20 protein-coding genes are annotated in these 21,256 nt (G+C 68.9%); 12 read left to right on the top strand and 8 right to left on the bottom strand.

Annotated features, from left to right (window positions below):
• Positions 1-26: 26 nt before the first annotated feature.
• The 6 genes from VHB27_RS14540 to uvrC all read left to right on the top strand — a co-directional run bounded on the left by VHB27_RS14540 (position 27) and on the right by uvrC (position 4,827).
• Positions 27-941: a nucleoside hydrolase gene (locus VHB27_RS14540; protein ID WP_325601629.1), complete on the top strand. Its 915-nt coding sequence runs from the start codon at positions 27-29 to the stop codon at positions 939-941.
• A gap of 38 nt (positions 942-979) precedes the next feature.
• Positions 980-2,113: a M20/M25/M40 family metallo-hydrolase gene (locus VHB27_RS14535; RefSeq protein ID WP_325601627.1), complete on the top strand. Its 1,134-nt coding sequence runs from the start codon at positions 980-982 to the stop codon at positions 2,111-2,113.
• A 110-nt stretch (positions 2,114-2,223) separates the two neighbouring features.
• Entirely contained in the window at positions 2,224-2,466 is a 243-nt protein-coding gene (locus tag VHB27_RS14530) for a type II toxin-antitoxin system Phd/YefM family antitoxin (RefSeq protein ID WP_325601625.1), read from the top strand.
• Positions 2,463-2,774, top strand: a complete 312-nt coding sequence (locus VHB27_RS14525; RefSeq protein ID WP_325601623.1) for a type II toxin-antitoxin system VapC family toxin — start codon at positions 2,463-2,465, stop codon at positions 2,772-2,774. The genes VHB27_RS14530 and VHB27_RS14525 overlap by 4 nt, the downstream gene beginning before the upstream one ends.
• Positions 2,747-2,893, top strand: a complete 147-nt coding sequence (locus VHB27_RS14520) for a type II toxin-antitoxin system VapC family toxin (RefSeq protein ID WP_325601621.1) — start codon at positions 2,747-2,749, stop codon at positions 2,891-2,893. The genes VHB27_RS14525 and VHB27_RS14520 overlap by 28 nt, the downstream gene beginning before the upstream one ends.
• Positions 2,894-2,943: 50 nt before the next feature.
• Positions 2,944-4,827: an excinuclease ABC subunit UvrC gene (uvrC, locus tag VHB27_RS14515; protein WP_325601657.1), complete on the top strand. Its 1,884-nt coding sequence runs from the start codon at positions 2,944-2,946 to the stop codon at positions 4,825-4,827.
• An 80-nt stretch (positions 4,828-4,907) separates the two neighbouring features.
• On the opposite strand, the gene VHB27_RS14510 is transcribed toward uvrC, so the two are convergent.
• The 7 genes from VHB27_RS14510 to VHB27_RS14480 all read right to left on the bottom strand — a co-directional run bounded on the left by VHB27_RS14510 (position 4,908) and on the right by VHB27_RS14480 (position 13,491).
• Entirely contained in the window at positions 4,908-5,441 is a 534-nt protein-coding gene (locus tag VHB27_RS14510) for a hypothetical protein (RefSeq protein ID WP_325601619.1), read from the bottom strand.
• A 58-nt stretch (positions 5,442-5,499) separates the two neighbouring features.
• Positions 5,500-9,168, bottom strand: a complete 3,669-nt coding sequence (locus VHB27_RS14505) for a hypothetical protein (protein ID WP_325601617.1) — start codon at positions 9,166-9,168, stop codon at positions 5,500-5,502.
• Between the two features lie 46 nt (positions 9,169-9,214).
• On the bottom strand, positions 9,215-9,757 hold the full coding sequence (locus VHB27_RS14500) for a hypothetical protein (protein WP_325601615.1): 543 nt from the start codon (positions 9,755-9,757) through the stop codon (positions 9,215-9,217).
• Between the two features lie 115 nt (positions 9,758-9,872).
• Positions 9,873-10,268: a dihydroneopterin aldolase gene (folB, locus tag VHB27_RS14495; RefSeq protein WP_325601613.1), complete on the bottom strand. Its 396-nt coding sequence runs from the start codon at positions 10,266-10,268 to the stop codon at positions 9,873-9,875.
• Positions 10,265-11,041, bottom strand: a complete 777-nt coding sequence (locus tag VHB27_RS14490; RefSeq protein WP_325601611.1) for an SDR family oxidoreductase — start codon at positions 11,039-11,041, stop codon at positions 10,265-10,267. The genes folB and VHB27_RS14490 overlap by 4 nt, the downstream gene beginning before the upstream one ends.
• Positions 11,042-11,044: 3 nt before the next feature.
• Entirely contained in the window at positions 11,045-12,532 is a 1,488-nt protein-coding gene (locus VHB27_RS14485; protein ID WP_325601609.1) for a M81 family metallopeptidase, read from the bottom strand.
• Between the two features lie 2 nt (positions 12,533-12,534).
• A complete protein-coding gene (locus VHB27_RS14480; RefSeq protein WP_325601607.1) occupies positions 12,535-13,491 on the bottom strand; it encodes a 2-hydroxyacid dehydrogenase in 957 nt (318 codons plus the stop codon).
• Positions 13,492-13,684: 193 nt separating this feature from the next.
• On the opposite strand from VHB27_RS14480, the gene VHB27_RS14475 reads away from it, so the two are divergent.
• The 6 genes from VHB27_RS14475 (at position 13,685) to VHB27_RS14450 (ending at position 20,413) form a co-directional block, all read left to right on the top strand.
• Positions 13,685-15,049, top strand: a complete 1,365-nt coding sequence (locus VHB27_RS14475) for an LLM class flavin-dependent oxidoreductase (protein ID WP_325601605.1) — start codon at positions 13,685-13,687, stop codon at positions 15,047-15,049.
• Entirely contained in the window at positions 15,046-16,629 is a 1,584-nt protein-coding gene (locus tag VHB27_RS14470) for an ABC transporter substrate-binding protein (RefSeq protein WP_325601603.1), read from the top strand. Before VHB27_RS14475 ends, VHB27_RS14470 begins: the two co-directional genes overlap by 4 nt.
• Before the next feature lie 136 nt (positions 16,630-16,765).
• Positions 16,766-17,776 carry an ABC transporter permease gene (locus tag VHB27_RS14465; RefSeq protein ID WP_325601601.1) on the top strand — a complete coding sequence of 337 codons (1,011 nt, stop codon included), beginning with the start codon at positions 16,766-16,768 and terminating at the stop codon, positions 17,774-17,776.
• Complete coding sequence (locus VHB27_RS14460) at positions 17,773-18,615, top strand: ABC transporter permease (RefSeq protein ID WP_325601599.1); 843 nt, start codon at positions 17,773-17,775, stop codon at positions 18,613-18,615. Before VHB27_RS14465 ends, VHB27_RS14460 begins: the two co-directional genes overlap by 4 nt.
• The gene (locus VHB27_RS14455; RefSeq protein ID WP_325601597.1) at positions 18,612-19,568 is read left to right on the top strand and encodes an ABC transporter ATP-binding protein; all 957 of its coding nucleotides are present in this window, start codon (positions 18,612-18,614) and stop codon (positions 19,566-19,568) included. The genes VHB27_RS14460 and VHB27_RS14455 overlap by 4 nt, the downstream gene beginning before the upstream one ends.
• The gene (locus VHB27_RS14450; protein ID WP_325601595.1) at positions 19,565-20,413 is read left to right on the top strand and encodes an ABC transporter ATP-binding protein; all 849 of its coding nucleotides are present in this window, start codon (positions 19,565-19,567) and stop codon (positions 20,411-20,413) included. The genes VHB27_RS14455 and VHB27_RS14450 overlap by 4 nt, the downstream gene beginning before the upstream one ends.
• A 3-nt stretch (positions 20,414-20,416) precedes the next feature.
• Here VHB27_RS14450 and VHB27_RS14445 read toward each other — a convergent pair.
• Positions 20,417-21,256: methyl-accepting chemotaxis protein (locus VHB27_RS14445; protein WP_325601593.1), on the bottom strand; the 840-nt coding region annotated here is incomplete at its 5' end.

Here is a 21,256-nt window from a genome sequence, read left to right as displayed (position 1 = left end):
AGGGAACGGCCCAAGGATGCAACGAAGTGCCACGCCCCGTCATCATTGATTGCGATCCTGGCACGGACGACGCCGTGGCGCTGCTGCTGGCCTTCGCCTCGCCGGAACTGGATGTCCGCGCCGTCACCGTGGCGGGCGGCAATGTCGGCCTGGCGCGGACGCTGGCCAACGCACTGGCGCTGACGCGCCTGGCGGGCGTGTCCGTCCCGGTCCATGCGGGTGCCGACCGGCCGCTGCTGGGCGCGTTCACCGGCGAGCCGCGCGTGCACGGTCCGGACGGCCTGGGCGGCATCGTGCTGCCGCCGGGCGGCGCGCCCGCGCCCGGCATCGCCGCCGACGCGATCCGCGCGATCCTGCGCCAGTCGGCCGACCCCGTGACGCTGGTCGGCATCGGTCCCGCGACCAACCTGGCGCTCGCGCTGGCGACCGAACCTGCCCTGGCGGAGCGGGTGGCGGCGATCGCCCTGATGTCCGGCGCCTGGGCCGAGGGGAACGTCACGCCGGCCGCGGAGTTCAACGCCTGGAGCGACCCCGAGGCGCTGGCGATCCTGCTTGCCGCCGGCCGGCCGGTCACCTTCGCCACGCTGGAGTTGACGGCCCAGGCGCTGGCAACGCCCGAACGGATCGCGCAATGGCGCGCGAAGGGGACCGGCCGATGCCTGGCGGCGGCGTGCGACATCCAGGCCAGCGTGCCGCCGTCGCAGCGACTGGGCGGGCGAGGGGCGCCGCTGCACGACCCCTGCGCCGTGCTCTGCCTGACCCATCCCCGGCTCTTCACCAGCCGGCCGGCGCATGTGCAGGTGGAACTGGCGGCGGGCATCAGCCGGGGCCGCACCGTCATGAACCGCTGGGGCGGGGTGCCGAACGCCCGGGTGCTGGACACGCTCGACGCCGACGGGTTCTTCGCGGTGCTGGGGGAGAGGCTCGCCACGTTGCCCTGAACGTGGCACCGTTGCGGCGCTATACTGGAGAATGCCGCATGGACCCCAATGCTCTGCCCTTCGACGCCGACGCCATGCTGGAGGGCTTGCGGGAATGGGTCGAATGCGAAAGCCCGACCTTCGACAAGGCGGCGGTGGACCGGATGATGGACATGGCGAGCCGCGCCCTGGCCATGTCGGGCGGCCGGATCGAGCGGGTCCCCGGCCGGATGGGCTATGGCGACTGCGTGCGGGCGACCTTCCCGCATCCGACGCCGGACGTGCCCGGCATCCTGGTCATGGGCCACCTGGACACCGTCCATCCGGTCGGCACCCTGGCCAGCCTGCCGTTCCGGCGGGAAGGCAACCGCGCCTACGGTCCCGGCATCTTCGACATGAAGGGCGGCAACTACCTGGCGCTGGAGGCGATCCGCCAGTTGCGCCGCGCCGGGGTGCCCACGAAGCTGCCGGTGACCGTGCTGTTCACCAGTGACGAGGAGATCGGCAGCCCCTCGACCCGCGACCTGATCGAGGCCGAAGCCTCCCGCCACGCCTTCATCCTGGTGCCCGAACCCGCTCGGGCCGGCGGCGGCGTGGTCACGGGCCGCTATGCGATCGCGCGCTTCAACCTGGAGGCGACGGGGCGTCCGAGCCACGCGGGGTCGAACCCGGGGGCGGGGCGGTCGGCGATCCGGGAAATGGCGCGCAAGCTGATCGAGATCGAGGACATGACCACCGAAAGCTGCACCTTCAGCGTCGGCGTGATCCACGGCGGCCAGTGGGTGAACTGCGTGACCACGACCTGCCGGGGCGAAGCGCTGTCGATGGCCAAGAAGCAGGCGGACCTGGATCGCGGCGTGAAGGCGATGCTCGACCTGCGCGCGTCCTCGAACGAGGTGCAGTTCAAGGTGACGCGCGGCGTGACCCGGCCGGTCTGGGAAGCGGACGAGGCCGGGCTGGCGCTGTACGAAAAGGCGCGGGTCATCGCCAAGGGCCTCGGCTACCACATCGCGTCGGAGAGTTCGGGCGGCGGGTCGGACGGCAATTTCACCGGCGCGATGGGGATCCCCACGCTCGACGGCCTGGGTGTCGCCGGCGGCGGCGCGCATACGCTGACGGAGCATATCGAGGTCGACAGCCTGGCTTATCGCGGCAAGCTGATGGCCGGGTTGCTGGCCACGCTGGGGGGCTGACGCCGGGCGGTTCGTTCCCGGCTCTGGTCCCCTGACAGGTGCGGACGCCTTTGCAAGACATGCGACAGCGCCCCATGTTAAGCTAGATGAATTCTAGTCATGGGCAGGGCATGCGCACCATCGGCACCTTTGAGGCCAAGAACAAGCTGAGCGAACTGCTCGACCTGGTCGAACACGGCGAGGAAGTGACGATCACCCGGCACGGGCGGGAGGTCGCGCGCCTGGTTCCGCCAAAGGGTGCGATCAACCGCGAGGCCGCGCGCGCTGCCGCCCAGGGCATCCGGGATATGAGCAAAGGCGTTACCCTCGGCGACGTGACGATCAAGGACCTCATCGCCGAGGGCCGACGGTGAGTCTGATTCTCGATCCGTCACTGACGCTCGCGTGGTATTTTGAGGATGAGCGCACGCCCGCGGCTGACGCCGTTCTCACCCAGGTCGCCGATATGGGCGCCGTCGTCCCGTCGCCCTGGCGGATCGAAGTGCTGAACGCCTTCCAGACGGCGATCCGTCGTAAACGGATCGATACGACGTTTCGCGATATAGCGCTCGCCCGGCTCAGCGTGATGCCGATCGATGTCGACCCAGACTGCGATACCCAAGTCACTGCGATACCCAAGTCTGGGCCACGACGTTGCGCCTGGCCGACCGCTTCCGTTTGACGGCCTATGACGCCGTCTATCTGGAACTCGCGCAGCGCAGGCAACTGCCGCTTGCATCACTTGACGAAGACCTGCGCCGGGCTGGTTCGACCCTTGGGGTGACGTTGCTGGGGGGCTGACGTCCGGCCCGGGCCACTCTACATCCGGGGAGGAGCAAAGGAGCGTCCCCATTAGCGAATCCCCGACCATAGGCGTTTCGGTCATCGAGACGGCCTTGCAGACGATGCCGCTCGCCCCGGGCGTGTACCGCATGCTCGATGCGAAGGGCGACGCGCTCTATGTCGGCAAGGCGCGCAACCTCGTGCGCCGCGTCACCTCCTATACCCAGCTCGGCCGGTTGCCGGAGCGGCTGCGGCGGATGGTCTCGGAAACCGCGTCGATGGAGATCATCACGACGCATACCGAGGCGGAAGCGCTGCTGCTGGAAGCCAATCTTATCAAGCGGCTGAAGCCACGCTTTAACATCGTACTTCGGGACGACAAGTCCTATCCCTGGCTGATGCTGACCGAAGACCACCCATTCCCCCAGATCGCCAAGCATCGCGGGGCGCAGGTGCGCAAGGTCAGCTATTGGGGACCGTTCGCCTCTGCCTGGGCGGTCAACCAGACCGTCACCGCCATGCAGCGCGTCTTCCTGCTCCGCTCTTGTTCAGATTCCGTATTTTCAACGCGGTCCAGGCCGTGTTTGCTGTATCAGATTAAGCGCTGTTCCGCCCCCTGCGTCGGCCGCATCAGTCAGCAAGCCTATGCCGGCCTGGTCGCCCAGGCCCGCGCCTTCCTGTCCGGCAAGGCGGGGTCGGTGCAGAAGGAGCTGGCGGCGCAGATGGAGCAGGCGGCCGAAGCGCTGGAGTTCGAGCGCGCCGCCGCGATCCGCGACCGGTTGCGGGGGCTGACCTTCGTGCAGGGCAGCAGCGTGGTGAATCCGGCCAGCATGACCGACGCCGACGTGATCGCCGCCTGGCAGTCCGCCGGCCAGACCTGCGTGCAGGTGTTCTTCATCCGCGGCGGCCGCAACAACGGCAACAGGGCGTTCTTCCCCAGCCACACCAGGGCGGAGGAAACGCCCGACGTGCTGTCGGCCTTCATTGCCCAGTTCTACGACGACAAGCCGCCGCCGCCGCTGCTGCTGGTCAACCACGACCTGCCCGAACAGGCCCTGATCGCCGAGGCGCTGTCGCTGAAGGCCGGCCGGCGCGTCGAGGTCACCCATCCGCAGCGCGGTGAAAAACACGCCGTCGTGCAGCACGCCGAGACCAACGCGCGGGAGGCGCTGGAACGCAAGCTGGCGGAAAGCGCCGGGCAGGCAAAGCTGCTGGAAGGCGTCGCCGCCCTGTTCAAGCTGCCCAGCACGCCCGAACGGATCGAGGTCTACGACAACTCCCACATCATGGGGACGAACCCGTACGGGGTGATGATCGTCGGCGGCCCGGAGGGGTTCACGAAGTCCGCCTACCGCAAGTTCGGGATCAAGGGCCCCGTCACGCCCGGCGACGATTTCGCGATGATGCGGGAGGTGCTGACCCGCCGCTTTTCACGCGCCCTGAAGGACGGCGCCGAGGGGAACGAGGCGGAATGGCCCGATCTGGTGCTGATCGACGGCGGCGCCGGCCAGCTTTCGGCGGCGCGGGCAGTGCTGGACGATCTGGGCGTGCAGGACGTGAAGCTGGCGGCGATCGCCAAGGGGCCGGACCGCGACGCCGGCCGGGAATGGTTCTACACGGACGGGCAGGAGCCGTTCCAACTGCCGCCGCGCGACCCGGTGCTGTATTTCCTCCAGCGGCTGCGGGATGAGGCGCACCGCTTCGCCATCACGACGCACCGCGCCGGGCGGTCCAAGGCGATCCGGACCAGCGAGCTGGATGAGATCGAGGGGATCGGCGCCGCCCGCAAGCGCGCGCTGCTGAACCATTTCGGCAGCGCCCGCGGGGTGAAGATGGCGGGATTGGCGGACCTGGAAGCCGCCGCCGGCATCAGCCGCGAAACCGCCCGCCGGGTCTACGCCCATTTCCATCCGGACGCTCGGCTGGAAGAGGGGGCGTCCAAGCGGGCGTAGGGCCTATGGGCGCCGGTGCCGCTCCATCTCAACGCCCCTAGGGCCTGCGCCCGCCAAAACGAAAGGGACGCCCCAGCCCTCTACGGCTTCGTCCCCGGCAGCAGCGGCTGGCTGTTGGAGTGCGGCCCGATCAGCTCATCCTCCCGCGGTTCCACCTTGGGCGCCGGCAGCGGCGTCAGCGGCATCGGCTCATAGACCGGCGTCGCGGTCAGCGTCGCGCAGACCACCTTGTAGGGCACGCCCAGGAACGTATCGACCGCGTAGAACACCAGGTGCCCGCCGCTGACGGCCGGCGCGCGGATCGCGCCGAAATCCGGCACCCCATGGTCGCGCAGGCGGATGACGCCGGCCTGCCATGGCGCCGACGGGTCCTCCTTCGCCAGCTCCGCCTTGTATTCGGCGGCGAAGGCGTTCGGGTCGGAGATCACCCGGAAATCCGAACCATGGGCGAAATGGTTCACCGCCTGCGCCAGCGGCAGGGGGTGCTTCTTCAGGTGCGGCGCCATCTTCAGCAGCTCCGCCATGTCGTGCGCCTGCCCGACATCGCCCGGAGCCACCAGCTTGCCGCCGCTGTCATCGATGCCCAGCACGACGGCGGGCGGTTGGTCAATCATCTCGGGCTCCATGTATGATCCCCCATATGGGCACTGTCGGTCCCCCTGATCTGCGCGGTCATTCGACGCTTTCCCATTGCGTGTCCACCCACTTCTTCCCCGCCGGCGCCATCGATCCCGGCGGATCGGTCTTCTCCCACAGCTTGGGCTCGCCGGTCGTCGGATCGGGCGCGATGACGAAGAATGTGTGGTTGAGGCCGCTGCCCCAGTTCGTATCGGCGATCACGAACTCGGGCGCCGCCATGTCGCGCATCAGGTTCGACTTCACCCCGTTCTCGGTCTGCTCGGCATAGGCCTTCTTCAGCGCGTCCAGTTTCTCCTGCAACTTCTGCGGCGTCACGGGGCGGCCGGCGTCTTCTTCCTTCTTCTTCCAGGCGTCGGAGTCCTTGCCGGCGATCGCGTCGTTGTAGGGGGTCAGGGCCTCTTTCACCGCCGCGTCCAGTTGCGCCGGCTTCATCGCCCGGGTCGGCCGCTTCTCCCGCTGCGCGGTCTCCAGCATCGTGACCAGCGCGGGGTCGGACTTGCCGCCCTTGTTCTTCTCGCCGGCGATGGCCTTCGTCAGTTCCTGGTCGAACAGATAGGCGGCGCGGTCGGCGGTCAGGTCGGTGTCCTTCAGCGCCTGGCCTTTCGCCACCAGCTTCTCCTGCACCTTCTGCGCGGTTTCCTGCGGCGTCGCGCCCTTCAACTCGGCCAGCGACGGGTCGTTCGGCAGTGCGTTGAAGCCGTGGATGCCCTGGGTATTCATGGTGATCATGTGATCGCCCTTGCCGCTGAACTGGTTCAGCATCCCGGTCAGCACCTGGGTCGTGCGCTGCCCCTCGGTCGGCGCGGGTGAGCCGGACGCTTTCGCCAGGATCGGCTTCACCTGCAGCCCGTTGCCGAACAGCGTCTTGGTCGCCTGGTCGGTGAACCCGCCGCTCGCCAGCTCCCACGGCTTGTATTTGCCCGGGCAGACGGCGTTGAGGAAGGCAGGCTGCTTCGTCAAGGCCTTGATCCGGTTCGCCTGGTCCGAACCGCCGCCGAACCCGAGCGCAGCGATGGAGACCTCGGCGATCGCGTCGGAGAACTGGTCCTGGGTGGTGATCGCCTTGTCGCCCGCCTTCAGCTTCAGCACGTAGCGGCCCTGGGACGAGGAGCCGTCATTGGAATCGGTCACCGTCAGCGTCGGGTCGTAGGTGAAGGTGAAGGCGTTGCTGATCGCATTGGCCAGCGCGGCCTTCTTGCCGTTCCAGGCATTGTCCGGGCCGCCGACGATCGGACGCATCTGGTCCAGCCCCGGCGCCATCGCGCCGGTGAACTGCGACTTCTCGATCGTGTTGCCCTGCCGCGCCGTGGCGGTCGCCAGCGAATACTCCCAGCTTCGCATGATCGGGTCTTCGTTGGGCGGGATGTTCGTCACCGCCGGCACCGCCGTCGACGCGCCGGGGGCCTTGTAGGTACCCTTGGTGGCGATCTCGGCATAGGACCGCATGGCGTCCATCGGCTGCGTCTCCCGCATCCGCCGCGCCGGGGCCGTCGCGAAGCAGGACCCCACCGGCCCCTGGTCGAGCGGCTTCAGCATCGCCGCCAGCACCGATGTGCGGGTGTCCTTGGCGTCGACCGCGTCGGTGCCGCCCTTGCCGACCGACCGCCGCACCAGCCCTTGCGCGCCCGGGTCCGTCGGCGCCGTCACGCCCTTCAGGATCGTGCTGGCTTGCGGGTCCTCCAACTCCTTCAAGCTCTTCAGCAACTGTCCCGTCAGCGCCGGCGTCGGGATGTTCACCACGCTGGGGTTGTACAGCATGGCGCCGACCGTCTTCTTGGCGCCGTCGGAGGTCATGTCGATCGACCCGTCATCCTTCAGCAGCGCGCCGGCGACGCCCGTCGTCCGCTGCCGCGCCAGTTCGCCCCAGGTCGAGGGCGTGGGGCCGAACGGATCGGGTTTGAACTGCTCGCCGGAGTCGAGATAGTCGGGCAGGCGCGCGAAATAATCGCCGCCGACATTGCCGCCCATCTTCAGCAGGTTCTCGCCGTAGGATTCGCAGGCGCCGGGCACGGTGCAGACGGTGCCGTCCTTGGCCTTCAGGCCGTTGCCGACGGCGTCGCGCACCGTCGGCCAGCCTTGCGCGATGGTGTCGGGGAATTTGGCCGTGGTAGCGGCCGTGACCGCCGACTTCGCCAGGGTCGGGTTCTCGGTGAAGCCCTTGATGAAGGTCGCCGCGGTCGCGTCCTTGAATTTCTGGTCGGACGAACCCGACAGCGGTCCGCCGGCCAGGGCGTCGGTCAGGTTCTTCTGGCCCTGCGCCGCTTTCAGATAGGCCTCGGCCTTGGTCTTGGCCGCGCCGGCGTCGTCGCATTCCTTCTCCGCCTTCTCGGTCGCCTGTTTCTTCCGGCGCTTCTGTTCGGGCGTGCCCTCCGGCATGGCCTTCGCGGCGTTCAGCGCGTTCTGCTTCTCGGCCAGTTCCCGGACACGGTCTTCCAGCGCCTTTTGGGCGTCGGCGATGAGCTTGTCGTTGACCTCCACGTTGCCCAGGACGGCGCGGAAGGATTTGAACGCGCCCTTGGTCTGTTTCGCGGTGTCGCTGCCCGCGCCGTACTTGTCCGACACGCCGCCGATTTGCTTGGCCTGCCTGACCAGCCCTTCCAGCGCGCCGATCGCGGCTTCGGCGGCCTGGAAATTCGCCGGCGTCGGGAATTCGTCCTTCAGCGCGTCGGTGGCCTTGTCCCGCTCCGCCTTCATGGCCTTCAGGTCGTCGGGATCGGCGCCGGCCGGATCGGACAGGCCGGCGAGGCGCTGCTGCAGGTCGGTGCGCCGCTTGGCGACGCGCGCGGTCTCCTGCTGGATCGCCTGGGTCAGCGCGTTGATCGCCTGCTCCGCGGTGGTGACCTGGGCAGGGGACGGATAGGCCGGCGCCAGCGCGTTCGTCGCCGCCTGGCGGCTGGCGTTCATCGTTTCGGCGGCTTTCTGGTCGGCCCAGGCCGGGACGGCCAGCTTGGCCAACGCTTCCTGCAGCGCCTGGCGCCGGCCGGCGATCCGGTTCGCTTCTTGTTGCGTCGCGGTATTGAACGCCTCGATCGCCTTCGATGCCGCCTCGAACCGCGCGCCGGTGGGGTAGGGCGGCGCCATGGCCTCGTTGGCCTGCTGCCGCAGCCCGGCGAGCGTCTTCAGCGCCTCGGGGCCGGCGTAAGGCGGGTCGATCAGGTTCAGGATCTGGTTCTGCACCTCCTGCTTCTTGCCGCGTGCCTCCTGCTGCACGTCGTCGACCATCCAGTCCAGCATGGCGATCGCCTTGCGGGCGTCGCTGAGCTGCTTGCCCGACGGCAGGGGCGGCGTCAGTGCCTCGCTCGCCTTCTGCCATTCGCCCTGCATCGCCCTGACCTTGTCCGGGGCAGCCCATTCCGCGACCGAAAGCTTGTCGAGCTCGTCCACCAGGCCCTGCTTGGCCTGCTGGATCTGGGTGCGCCGCGCTTCCCCGTCCTTGACCAGCTGCGTCATGCCGGCGGTCGCCTTGGCGAAGTCGCCGGCGTTCTTCTGGTCCATGATCGGGCGGAGGCGCTGGATCAGCGCGACCGTCTCCTGGTCCTCCCGCGGCAGGGCGGCGGCGAGTTCGCGGAACTTGGCCTCCTCGGCGACATAGGCCTCATAGGCGGCGACGGTCGCCTTGTTCTGCTTGCCGCTGAACAGCCCCTTGCTGAGGTGCTGGGATACGAAGGCGCGTTGCTGGTCCGTCAGCGTATCGAGCGGCATCGTCGAGCTCTTTCCATCAGGGTCCCGGATCGGGGAGACGGCGAAATCAGATCGTTTTCATCACGTCGGCGAGCGTCGCGGTCACGCGCGACTTGATGTCGAGCTGCAGGAAGCCGTTGCTGTCGATGTCGTTCATCAACGGGTCTTCCGCGGCGTATTTCTGGAACCTGGCGACGATGCCGCGCGCTTCCTCGGACAGCTTGCGCTTGGCGCTTTCGTCGGCGGTGGCGCGCAGTTCGTTCAGCTTCGCGGTCAGGCTGTCGTCCAGCACTTCCAGCAGCGCGTCGAGATTGCCGATGTTCTGCTGGATGGCGGGGTATTCAGGCTGGGTGGACGTGGCTTCCAGGATCGTTTCCTGGAGTTTCTTCACCTGCTGGCCGACATAGCTGCGGGTGTTGTTCCATTGCAGCATGGCCTGCGCGAGCCGCACGGCGGCGCCCGAGGGTGCCGATTGACTCTGGGGTGCCGATTGACTTTGGGGTCCGGTTTGATTGGGTCCGGCCTGGTTCGGCTGGGCGCCGGACGCGGGCGCGCCAAGGCGCACCTGCAATACCTGCTCGACCCAAGTACGGCGGGCACTGGCTGACACGTTACGATCCCTGGCTTGTCGTCTTGCCGTCTGACAATTGCGACCGTTGTTATTACTGAACTTTAACGGTGCGGGTCGGGCGGAGCAAGCACAACCGGCGGCCGGGTCGCGTGCCCTAACCCCGCAGCCGCTCGATCTCCACGCCGGCCGACTCGGCGTCGGGGAAGATATCCAGCTTCTCCACCTTCACCCGCACGCTCCGCACGCGCGGGTCGGCCAGGCAGGATTCCGCGATGCGTTCGGCCATCGTCTCCACCAGCCGCGTGTGGCCCGCCGTGGCGATGCTGCGCACGCTGTCCGCCACTTTCTCGTAGCTGACGACGCGTCCCAATTCATCCGCGCCGACCGCGACGCCGGCCCGCGCCGCCTCGTCCTCGACCCCCAGGTCGACGTTGATCCGCACCCGTTGCCGGGCCGCGTGCTCATGCGGATAGATCCCGATCGAGGCCGACAGCACCATGTCGCGCAGGAACACGTGCCGGATGCCCAGGCGGGCGCTGGCGATGCTCATTCCTCGGGCGCTCCCGTCGAACCTTCCGCCGCCCATTGCAGGTGCTGGCCGCCGTCCAGCGCGATCATCTGTCCGGTCATCGCCGGCAGCGACAGGATCGCCCGCACCGCACGCGCCACTTCGTCGGCGCCGGTGCCGTGGCCCAGCGGGACCGAAGCCGATTGCCTGGCGAATTGTTCGGGCGTCTGCCGCGTGCTGGGCAGCGCCGGGCCGGGGCCGATGCCGTTGACCCGGATCCGGGGCGCGAGCGCCAGCGCCATCGTCTGCGTCAGCGCCCATAGCCCGGCTTTCGACAGCGTGTAGGACACGAAATGCGGCGTCAGCGACCATACGCGCTGATCGAGCAGGTTGACCACCACGCCCTCGGCCGCTGCCGGCAGGGCCTTGGCCATGGCCTGCATCAGGATGAAGGGGGCCCGCAGGTTCGGCTCCATGTGCGAATCCCAGGTCTCGCGGGTCACGCCGTCCCATTCGTCGCGTTCGAACCGGCTGGCGTTGTTGACCAGTACGCCGACCGGCCCCAGCGCCGCGACCGCGTCCGGCACCAGGCGCCCGGTCTCCGCCTCGATCCGCAAATCGGCCTGCAGCACCATGGCCCGCCGTCCCGTCCGTTCGATCGCCGCCTTGGTCGCCTCGGCCTCCTGCCGGCTGGCGCCGCAATGGACGGCGACGTCGAAGCCCAGGGAGGCCAGCTCCAGCGCGATCGCGTGCCCGATCCGCTTGGCGCCGCCGGTCACCAGCGCGGTGCGGGGAATCTTCGCCGAGATGCTCATGGCCTAGCCCGTCCGGGGCCGGCGGCGCAGGTCGGCGCGCACATGCCGGAAGTTCAGGATCGCCGGATCGGCCACCACCGGCCCCGGCGCGATCGCCACGATCACCCGTTCCGCTATCGGACCAAAATCCGCTCGGAAATGCACCGAGGACTTCAGCGCGATGATCGGACAGTCCGCCGGCTCGATCCCCACATGGCGCAGGATCGCCTGGTCCAGCGCCTGCATCTTGCGTGAGGTCACGACGACCCGGACGCCGTCGACGTCGATCAGCGCCGTCGGCCCGAGATTGCCCGGGTTGCCCGCGCCCATCGGCCCGGTCAGGGTGAAGGTCCCGTCGGTCAGCCTCTCGACCCGAGCGGTGCAGGCGAAAGGCATGCCGTCGGACTTGCCGCCGAGGGAAAGCGAAACGGTCTGCCCGACGCCCGCCTTGACGCAGGCGGCGACGCTCTCGGCGTCGTTGATCAGGCAGACGACCGCGCCCTTCGCCTTCTGCCCCACCAGTTCGGACAGCAGCTCGGTCGTGTCGCCGTGGCCGCCGCCGCCCGGATTGTCCTGCGTATCGGCCAGCACCACCGGCTTGGACGCGGCGGCGGCGATCCGTCGCGCCTCGGCCACTGCCTGGGAGGACGGCAGCGTGTCCTGCACGAAGCTCGCTTCGCGCGCGTTGACGAAGGCCAGCAGTGCATCGGCGGCGGCGTCCGCCTTCGCCTGGGTGTCGGCATAGGCGGCGATGGCGGCGCCGCAGCCGGCGAAATCGGCATAGGGAAAGCCGAAGCAGAAGGCGAGCTCGACCGCGTCCAGCCGCGATGCAAGGTCCGCACGCTCCGTCATCACCGGCTGCATGGGCGGCATCAGCGTGCACTGGCTGCCCAGCGGGATCCAGAAATCCAGCGCGCGGAAGGCCCGGAACCAGGGGGCGCCGCGTGCGATGCGGGCGAGCAGGAGGCGCATGGCCTGGGCGCCGGCCGCCTTCATGTCGACATGCGGATAGGTCCGGAACGGCACCGCAACGTCGGCCAGCCGCACCATCGCCTCGGTCAGGTTGGCGTGCGGGTCGAGGCTGATCGTCAGCGGCAGGTCCGCCCCCACGATCGCCCGCACCCGGCGCAGCAACTCGCTCTCGGCGTCGGGGAAGCTCTCGACCACCGCCGCGCCGTGCAGGTCCAGGTAGACGCCGTCGAGCGGGCCTTGGTCCAGTGCCGCGGACAGCGGGGCGCAGATGCAGGCGGCGATGCGCTCGAACGCTTCGTCCTCCACCGGGCCGGCGGGATTGGCGAAGCCCCAGGCGAGGGGCACGAGGTCCACGCCCGCTTCCTCCGCCACCGCGATGGCGCCGGCGAGCGGGATGGAGCGGGGGCGCATCGCCGCGACCAGCCCGTCCCCGGCGGTGAACGGCGGCAGGCCGCCGGGCTGGAGGAAATCGGCATAGGTGGTGGGACGCGGGGCGAAGGAGTGGCTTTCGTGCAGGAAGCCGCCGACGGCGATCCGCATGGTCAGCGCACCTGGTTGTGCGGCGTGCCGCCGGCCAGCAGCGTCTTGATGCCCGCCAGCACCACGCGGCCCATGGCGTCGCGCGTCTCCTGCGTGTTGCTGCCGAGGTGCGGCAGCAGCACGACGTTTTCCAGCGTCAGGTAGGCCGGGTCCAGCTTCGGTTCGTTGTTGAAGACGTCGAGGCCGGCGCCGGCGAGGTGGCCGGAGCGCAGCGCGGCGATCAGCGCGGCGTCGTCGACCAGCGTGCCGCGCGCGGCGTTCACCACCACGGCCCCTTTCGGCAGCCTGGCGATCCGTTCCGCATCCAGCCAGTGCCGCGTGCCGCCGCCGCCCGGTGCGTGCAGCGAGAGGAACTCGCAGTGCGGCAGGAACGCCGCGTCGCTGTCGTGGAAGGTGGCACCCTGTTCCAGGTCGGGGGGCAGGCGGTTCTGGTCGCGGTAGTGGATCTCCATGCCGAAGCCGCGGGCCATCTTCGCCATCTCCCGCCCGATGCGGCCGAGGCCGAAAATGCCCAGCTTGCGGCCGGCGACGCCGGTGCCCAGCAACTGGGTCGGCGCCCAGCCTTCCCATTTGCCGGACCGCACCAGCCGCTCGCCCTCACCGGCGCGGCGGGCGGCGGTCAGCATCAGCATGAAGGCGCATTCGGCGGTCGCGACCGACAGCACGTCGGGGGTGTTGCACACCGCGATGCCGCGCGCCGTGGCCGCCCCGACGTCGATATGGTCGAAGCCGACGCTGAACGTGCCGATCACTTTCACGCTGTCGGGCAGCGCGGCGATCGTCGCGGCATCGAGCTTGTCGCCCGGACAGCACAGCACCGCCGCCTTGCCCTTTGCCCGCGCCAGCAGATCGGGGATCGGCGTGTCGGAGGCGGTCAGGCTGGCGTCGAAGTCCGCCTGGGCCAGGGCCTCGATCGCCGGGGGCAGGCGGCGGGTGATCAGCAAGGCAGTCTTGGGCATGAGGTCGCTCCCGGCGGTTGAATCGGCGGGGACGATACACACAGGCTTCCGAGGCGTCGATAAAGGCCCCAGCGGATAAGGCCCCAGCGGATAAGGCCCCAGCGGATGAGGTCCCAGCGGATAACGTCCGAGCGGAGACGCTTGGCCTCGGTTTTGCTAGACTGGCGGCGCCGGGACAGGTGGAGGGGTGATCATGCCCAAAGCGCAGGCGCGCCGGATGAATCTGGGCGCATTTATCCATGAAACGGGCCAGCACGTGGCGGCGTGGCGCCATCCGGGCGCCTATGCGGAATCCGGCACGGTCTTCGCCCAGGCGGTCGACGTCGCCCGCACCGCCGAACGCGGCAAGTTCGACCTGCTGTTCCTGGCCGACAGCGCCGCCGTCAGCGTCTTCGGCTCGCCCGAGGCGAAGGGCCGCATGGGCAAGACGGTGAAGTTCGAGCCGATCACGCTGCTGTCCGCCTTGTCCGCCGTCACCACGAACCTGGGCTTCGTTGCGACCTGTAGTTCCACTTACAACGAACCCTACACGCTGGCGCGGCAGTTCGCCTCGCTGGACCAGATCAGCGGCGGGCGCGGCGGCTGGAACCTGGTGACGTCGAACAACGAGGCCGAGGCCTTCAACCACGGCCGCGACACGCATGTCTCCCACGCCGACCGCTATGACCGCGCGGCGGAGTTCGCCGAGGTCGTGCAGGGGCTGTGGGATAGCTGGGACGAAGATGCTTTCATCCGTGACCAGGAGTCAGGCGTCTATTTCGACCCGGCGAAGATGCATGTGCTGAACCATAAGGGGACGCACTTCCAGGTGCGCGGCCCGCTGAACGTGGCGCGCTCCCCCCAGGGGCGGCCGGTGCTGGTGCAGGCCGGCGCGTCCGACACCGGGCGCGACCTCGCCGCCCGCATGGCGGAGGTCGTGTTCACCGCGCAGACCACGTTCGAGCAGGCCAAGGAATTCTATGGCGACGTCATCGCCCGCCTGCCGCGCTATGGCCGCACCCAGCAGGAGGTGAAGGTCCTGCCAGGCCTGTATCCCGTCGTCGGCCGCACCGAGGCCGAGGCGCGGGAGAAGTTCGATTTCCTGCAGTCGCTGATCCATCCCAGCGTCGGCATCTCGGTGCTGGAGCATACGATCGGGGTGCCGAACCTGGGTCGGTATCCGCTGGACGGTCCGGTGCCGGAGATGGGCGACACCAACGGCCCGCTGTCCCGCCAGCGCCTGCTGCTGGAGGCCGCGCGCCGCGACAAGCTGACGCTGTGGGAGCTGTGCCTGCTGAACGCCGGCCCGCGCGGGCACCTGCTGACGATCGGCACGCCCGCACAGATCGCCGACGTGATGGAGCACTGGTTCCTGAACGGCGCGGCCGACGGGTTCAACGTCATGCCGGCCTGGCTGCCGGGGTCGCTGAACGACTTCGTCGACATGGTCATACCGGAATTGCAACGGCGCGGCTTGTTCCGCACGGAATACGAGGGCAAGACATTGCGCGAGAACCTGGGATTGCCGAAGCCCGCCAGCCGCTACGCGAAGCCCGCCGTGCCGATGGTCGCGGAATGAGCGCCGGGATCACCCGCCGCGGCCTGGCCGCCCTGTCCGCCGGCGCCTTGGCCTTGCGCGCGCTGCCCGCGCGGGCGGTCGGCGATACCTTCGTCAGCGGCTGGGGCCTGCCGGCGAACCTGGACCCGCACCAGGTGTTCGACGTGCCGATGCAGACGGTCATGTTCAATGTGTATGACAATCTGTACAGATACGAGAACGACCCGCCGCAGATCGTCCCGTGGCTGGCCAAGAGCCACACCGTCTCCGCCGACGGGCTGACCTGGGATTTCGAGCTGCGGCCGGGCATCAAGTTCCACGACGGCAGCGCCCTTACCGCCGACGACGTCGTCTACTCCTTCCACCGCGTGCTCGGCCTCAAGCTCGCCCCCGCCGGCGCGTTCCTGCCGATCCTGAAGCCCGAGAACGTGACCGCCACCGGTCCGCTGACGGTGCGCTTCGTGCTCAGCAAGCCGTACGCGCCGTTCTTCGCCGCGATCCCGATCATTTCGATCGTCAACCAACGCGCGATCAAGCCGCACGAAAAGGACGGCGACTGGGGCAAGTCCTGGCTGGCCAGCAACGGCGCCGGGTCCGGGGCGTACAAGGTTGTGCCGGCCACCTATCGGCCGCTGGAATCCCTCGACCTGGACATCCATGACGCCCACTTCATGGGCTGGGACGACAACAAGAACCCGGTCCGCAAGGTGGCGGTGCGACCGACGGCCGAGACCTCGACGCGCATCCTGGCGCTGCTGAACGGGTCGCTGGACTGGACCGATACGAACCTGCCGGCGGACCAGGTGGACAAGATCAACGCGTCGAAAGTGGCGCACGTGGAGAAGAACACGGTGATGCGCACGTTCATTGTGCGCATGCACAACCAACGGGCGCCGTTCGACAACATCAACGTGCGCAAGGCGTTTGCCTGCGCCTTCAACTATATGGGGTTCATCAACGACATCCTGGGCGGCTACGCGACGCGCGATCCGCTGCCGATGCCCGACAACCTGTGGGGCGCGCCCAAGGACGTCAAAGGATACAGCTACGATCTGGCGAAGGCCAAGGAATACCTGGCGAAAGCCCAGGCCGAGGGCGCCCAGCAGCTCAAGCGCCCGATCGAGCTGCACGTGCAGTCGGAAAACGACCAGAGCGTCCAGGCCGCGCAGATGTTCCAGAGCGACCTGGCGGAGATCGGCATCAACCTGAAAGTCGTGCCCGACACCTGGGCCAACATGACCGCCAACATGAGCACGCCGCAGAATACCCCGGACATGTGGGTGCACTGGGTCAGCACCTATTTCGTCGACCCCGAGAACTGGGTCGGCCAGATGTACGACAGCCAGTTCCACGGCACCTGGAAAGCGTCGTCCTGGTATGAGAACCCGAAAGTCGACGCGCTGCTGCGCAAGGCCCGCGCGACCTTGGCGCAGGAAGAGCGTGCGCCGCTGTACGAGGAGGCGATCCGCCTGATCGTCGCCGACTGCCCGGATATCTTCGTTTACAACTCCATGCAGTTGCAGGGGATCAACAACCGGGTGAAGGGCCGCCGGTTCTGCACGGTGGGGCAGGGGTGCGAGATGCGGTGGATCAGTATCTGACGGGTGTATGGACAGTGTGCCGGACGCCTTTCCCCGCGTCGCGGCCGGGCGTGTCCCGGCCATCCACGACGTTGCCGTGCGCACCGCCGCAAGCCGCAGGTGGCCGAACCAGGCCGAACCATGACGTGTCGCCCGCATGACCCGCTTTCTCCTCCTTCGCGTCGGCACCGCGATCCCGTCCCTGATCGGGCTGCTGGTCCTGACCTTCCTGCTGATCCACGCGGTGCCGTCGGACCCGGCCGTGTCGCTCGCCGGGGACGCCGCGACGCCGGCGCAGATCGCGGCGATCCGGCACCAATACGGGTTCGACTTGCCGCTCTGGCGGCAGTTCCTCGCCTATGCCTGGAAGGCGCTGCATTTCGACTTCGGCGAGAGCGCCTTCTCCCACCGCGCCGTGTCGCTGGATATCGCCCAGCGCCTGCCGGCGACGCTGGAACTGGTCATCGCCTCGCTGGTCCTGTCCGTCGGCATCGGCATCCCGTTGGGCGTGTTCTCGGCGCTGCGCCATAACCAGTGGCCGGATTTCCTGCTGCGCATCGTGTCCGTCGCCGGCGTGGCGGTCGCCGCGTTCTGGGTGGCGATCATGCTGCAGCTTTATTTCTCCATGCGGCTGGGCTGGTTTCCGTTGCGCGGGGAACTATCGCCCGACATGGCGCCGCCGCTGAGGATCACCGGGTCGGTGATCCTCGACAGCCTGCTGACCGGACGCTTCGACGCGTTCGGCAACGCGCTGTCCCACCTCGTGCTGCCGGCCGTCACCCTCTCCCTCGGCGGGATGTCGGGCATCGTGCGGTTCACCCGAGCGGGGATGCTGGAAACGCTGCAGCAGGACTTCGTGGCGTATGAAAGGGCGATGGGCTACCCGTCCGGCCGGCTGATCTGGCGCTATGTGCTGCGCAATTCGGTCACCGCGACCGTCACCCAGATCGGCCTGCTGTTCGGCGGCCTGATCGCCGGCGGCGTGGTCGTGGAATCGATCTACGACTGGCCCGGCGTCGGCAATTACACCGTGCAGGCGATCCTGACCGGCGACCGGCAGGTGATGCTGGCGGTGACGCTGATGATCGGGGTCATCTATACGATCGTCAATATCCTGACGGACCTCGTGCAGGGCCTGATCGACCCCAGGCTGTTGCGGCGCGCATGAACCCGGTGCTGCGCAAGCTGGCGCGCGACGTGCCGGCGATGATCGGCCTGGCGATCGTGCTGGTCGTGGTGCTGATCGCGATCCTCGGCCCGTGGCTCGCGCCCTATCCCGGAGACGCCACGGCGTCGCACTTGCTGCGCCGGCTGAAGCCGCCGACGATGGCGTTCCCCTTCGGCACCGACAATTTGGGACGCGACATCTACTCCCGCGTGATCCTGGGTGCGCGCGGCGCGCTGCAGGTGGCGATGGCCGTCGTGGGCCTGGCGATGGCGATCGGCATCCCGCTTGGGCTGCTGGCCGGGTACCGCAACGGGTTCTTCTCCGAACTGATCATGCGGGTCTGCGACGTCGTGCTGGCGATCCCGCAACTGATCCTGGCCCTGGCGCTGGCGCAGATGATGGGGCCGTCGCTGCAGAGCGCGATGCTGGCGCTGTCGCTGACCTACTGGCCGTTCTTCACCCGGATCGTCTATGCCGATGCGCGGCGGCTGCGCGAATCCCTGTTCGTCGACGCGCTGCACGGCATCGGCGCGGGGACGGGACGCATCGTCTTCCTGCACATCCTGCCGAACGCGATCTCGCCCATCATCGTGCGCGCCACGATCGGCCTCGGCTTCACCATCCTGACCGCTGCGGTGCTGGGCTTCCTGGGCATGGGGGCGACGCCGCCCGCGCCCGACTGGGGCCTGACGATCGCGCAAAGCCGGCTCTATCTGCCCGATGCCTGGTGGTACGCGCTGTATCCGGGCCTGGCGATCCTGCTGACGGTGATGGGCTTCAACCTGCTGGGCGACGGGCTGCGCGACCTGGTCGACCCGCGCCTGCGGCGCTCGCGATGATCCCCATCCTGGAGGTCGCCGGCCTGAAGGTCTCGATCCGCACCGACGCCGGCCCGGCGCGCATCCTGGACGATGTCGGCCTGACCTTGCGCAAGGGCCGCGTCCTGGGCGTCGTCGGCGAATCGGGCTGCGGCAAGTCGACGCTGATCCGCGCGATCCTGGGCATCCTGCCGCGCGGCGGAGCGGTCGACGCAGGCACGATCCAGTTCGAGGGCGAGAACCTGCTGGTGTTCACCGAAGCCGAGATGGTCGAACGCATCCGCGGCCGGCGCATCGGCTTCATCCCGCAGGACCCGCTGCTGTCGCTGAACCCGGTGTTCAAGGTCGGCACGCAGATGCTGGAGGTCATGCGCCGCCACGCCGAGGGCACGAGGCGCGACCATGTCGCGCGGCTGGTCTCGTTGCTGAAACGCCTGCGCGTCCCGTCGCCCGAGGCGGCGCTGGAGCGCTACCCGCACCAGTTCTCGGGCGGCCAGCGGCAGCGGCTGCTGATCGCCGCCGCCTTGGCCTGCCAGCCCGGCCTGGTCATCGCCGATGAGCCGACGACGGCGCTGGACGTCACCACCCAGCACGAAATCCTGCTGCTGCTGCGCGAATTGGTGGACGAGTTCGACCTGTCGCTGCTGTTCGTGACCCATGACCTGGGCGTGGTCGCGGAGCTGTGCGACGACATCACCGTGATCTATGCCGGCCAGACGGTGGAGGCCGGGCCGGTCGCCCCGGTCCTGCGCACGCCCGGCCACCCGTATACGCGGGCGCTGATCGGCTGCCATCCGGAGCGGGCGACCAGCTTCGTCGGCATTCCCGGTTCGGTGCCGCCGGCCACGCGCATGCCGCCCGGCTGCCGTTTCGCCCCGCGCTGCGCCGAAGCGGAAACGATCTGTGGCGCCAACCTGCCTGCCCAGGCGCCTGGGCAGGACGGCGTGCTCGTACGCTGCATCCACGCGCCATGACGGAACCGATCATCCAGGCGCGCGACTTGCGCGTCACCCTGGGCGCCACCCTGGGCGTCACCCTGGGCGTCGCGCGCCGGTGGCTGCGTCCCCCGGTCGCGCCGGTGCAGGCGGTGGATGGCGTCGACCTGTCGCTGCATCCCGGCGAGATCCTCGCCCTCGTCGGCGAATCCGGCAGCGGCAAGACCACGCTCGGACGCACCATCCTGGGGCTGCAGCGGGAGACGTCGGGCGAGATCCGCCTGGACGGCCGGATCGTCAGCGGCGTGGCGCCGGTTCGGGCACGGGTGCTGCGGCGGGCGGTGCAGTATGTTCACCAGGACGCGGCGGCGGCGCTCGATCCGTGGTGGAGCGTCGGCGCCACGCTGCGCGAAGGCCTGCTGGTCCACGGCGTCCGGTCGGCCGAGGAGCGCCGGACGCGGGTGGAGCGCATGCTGGAATCGGTGGGGCTGGAGGCGGATGCCGGCCGGCGCTATCCGCACGAGTTCTCCGGCGGGCAGTTGCGGCGGGTGGCGCTGGCGCGGATCCTGCTGCTGCAGCCGCGGGTGCTGATCCTGGACGAGCCGACGTCGGGGCTGGACATGTCGGTGCAGGCGACGGTGCTGAACCTGCTGCTGGAGCTGCGCCGGTCGCTGGGGCTGACCTACCTGTTCATCTCGCACGATCTTTCGGTGGTGGAACGGCTGTCCGACCGGGTGGCGATCATGCACCGCGGCAAGATCGTCGAGACGGCGCCCACCAGGGACGTGTTCGCCGCGCCCCGGCACGACTACACGCGGACCCTGCTGGCATCCGCGCCCCGGCTGGACCGGCGGGTCGACGCCTGCCTGGCGTCGCCCGCCTAGACCCTAGGCCGCGCGCACGCCGGTCAGGAAGCTGTTGACCTCGCTGGCCAGGTCCTCGGCCTGCTTGGCCAGCACCCCCGCAGTGCCCAGCACCTGCGACGCGGCGCCGCCGGTCTCGCTGACCGATTTCGTCACGCCGTCGATATTGTTCGTGACCTCCTGCGCCGAGACCGCCGTCTGCTGGACGTTCCGGGCGATCTCCGACGTGGCGGAGCCTTGTTCCTCGACGGCGGAGGCGATCGCGGTGGCGATCACGCTGACCTCCTGGATCGTCGAGACGATGTTGCCGATGGCCGCGACCGCTTCCCGCGTCGCGGCTTGGATGTGGGAGATCTGGGTGCTGATCTCGTCGGTCGCCTTGGCGGTCTGGTTCGCGAGCGTCTTGACCTCGGAAGCGACGACCGCGAAGCCCTTGCCGGCGTCGCCGGCGCGTGCGGCCTCGATCGTCGCGTTCAGTGCCAGCAGGTTGGTCTGGCCCGCGACGCTGGTGATCAGGCCCACCACCTGGCCGATCTTCTCCGCTCCATCCGCCAGCGCTCGGACGATCTCGTCGGTGCGCAGCGCTTCCGCCACCGCTTTCTCGGTGGTGCTGGTCGACTGGGCCACCTGCCGCGTGATCTCCTGGATCGAGCTGGCGAGTTGTTCGGCGGCGGCCGCGGCGGTTTGCACGCCGGCCGACGCTTCCTCGGACGCGCTGGCGACGATCGTCGCCTGGTGGCCGGTGCGCTCCGCCGTCGTGGTCATGGAACGGGCGGCGGCTTCAAGCTGCGTCGAACCCGAGGCGAGGGCGCCCACCATGGTGCCGATCTTGGCTTCGAACCCTTGGACCAGCGTCGCCAGCCG

The sequence above is a fragment of the Rhodopila sp. genome (assembly GCF_035548235.1).
GTDB lineage: Bacteria > Pseudomonadota > Alphaproteobacteria > Acetobacterales > Acetobacteraceae > Rhodopila.
This window is presented reverse-complemented; position numbering and strand designations above follow the sequence as displayed.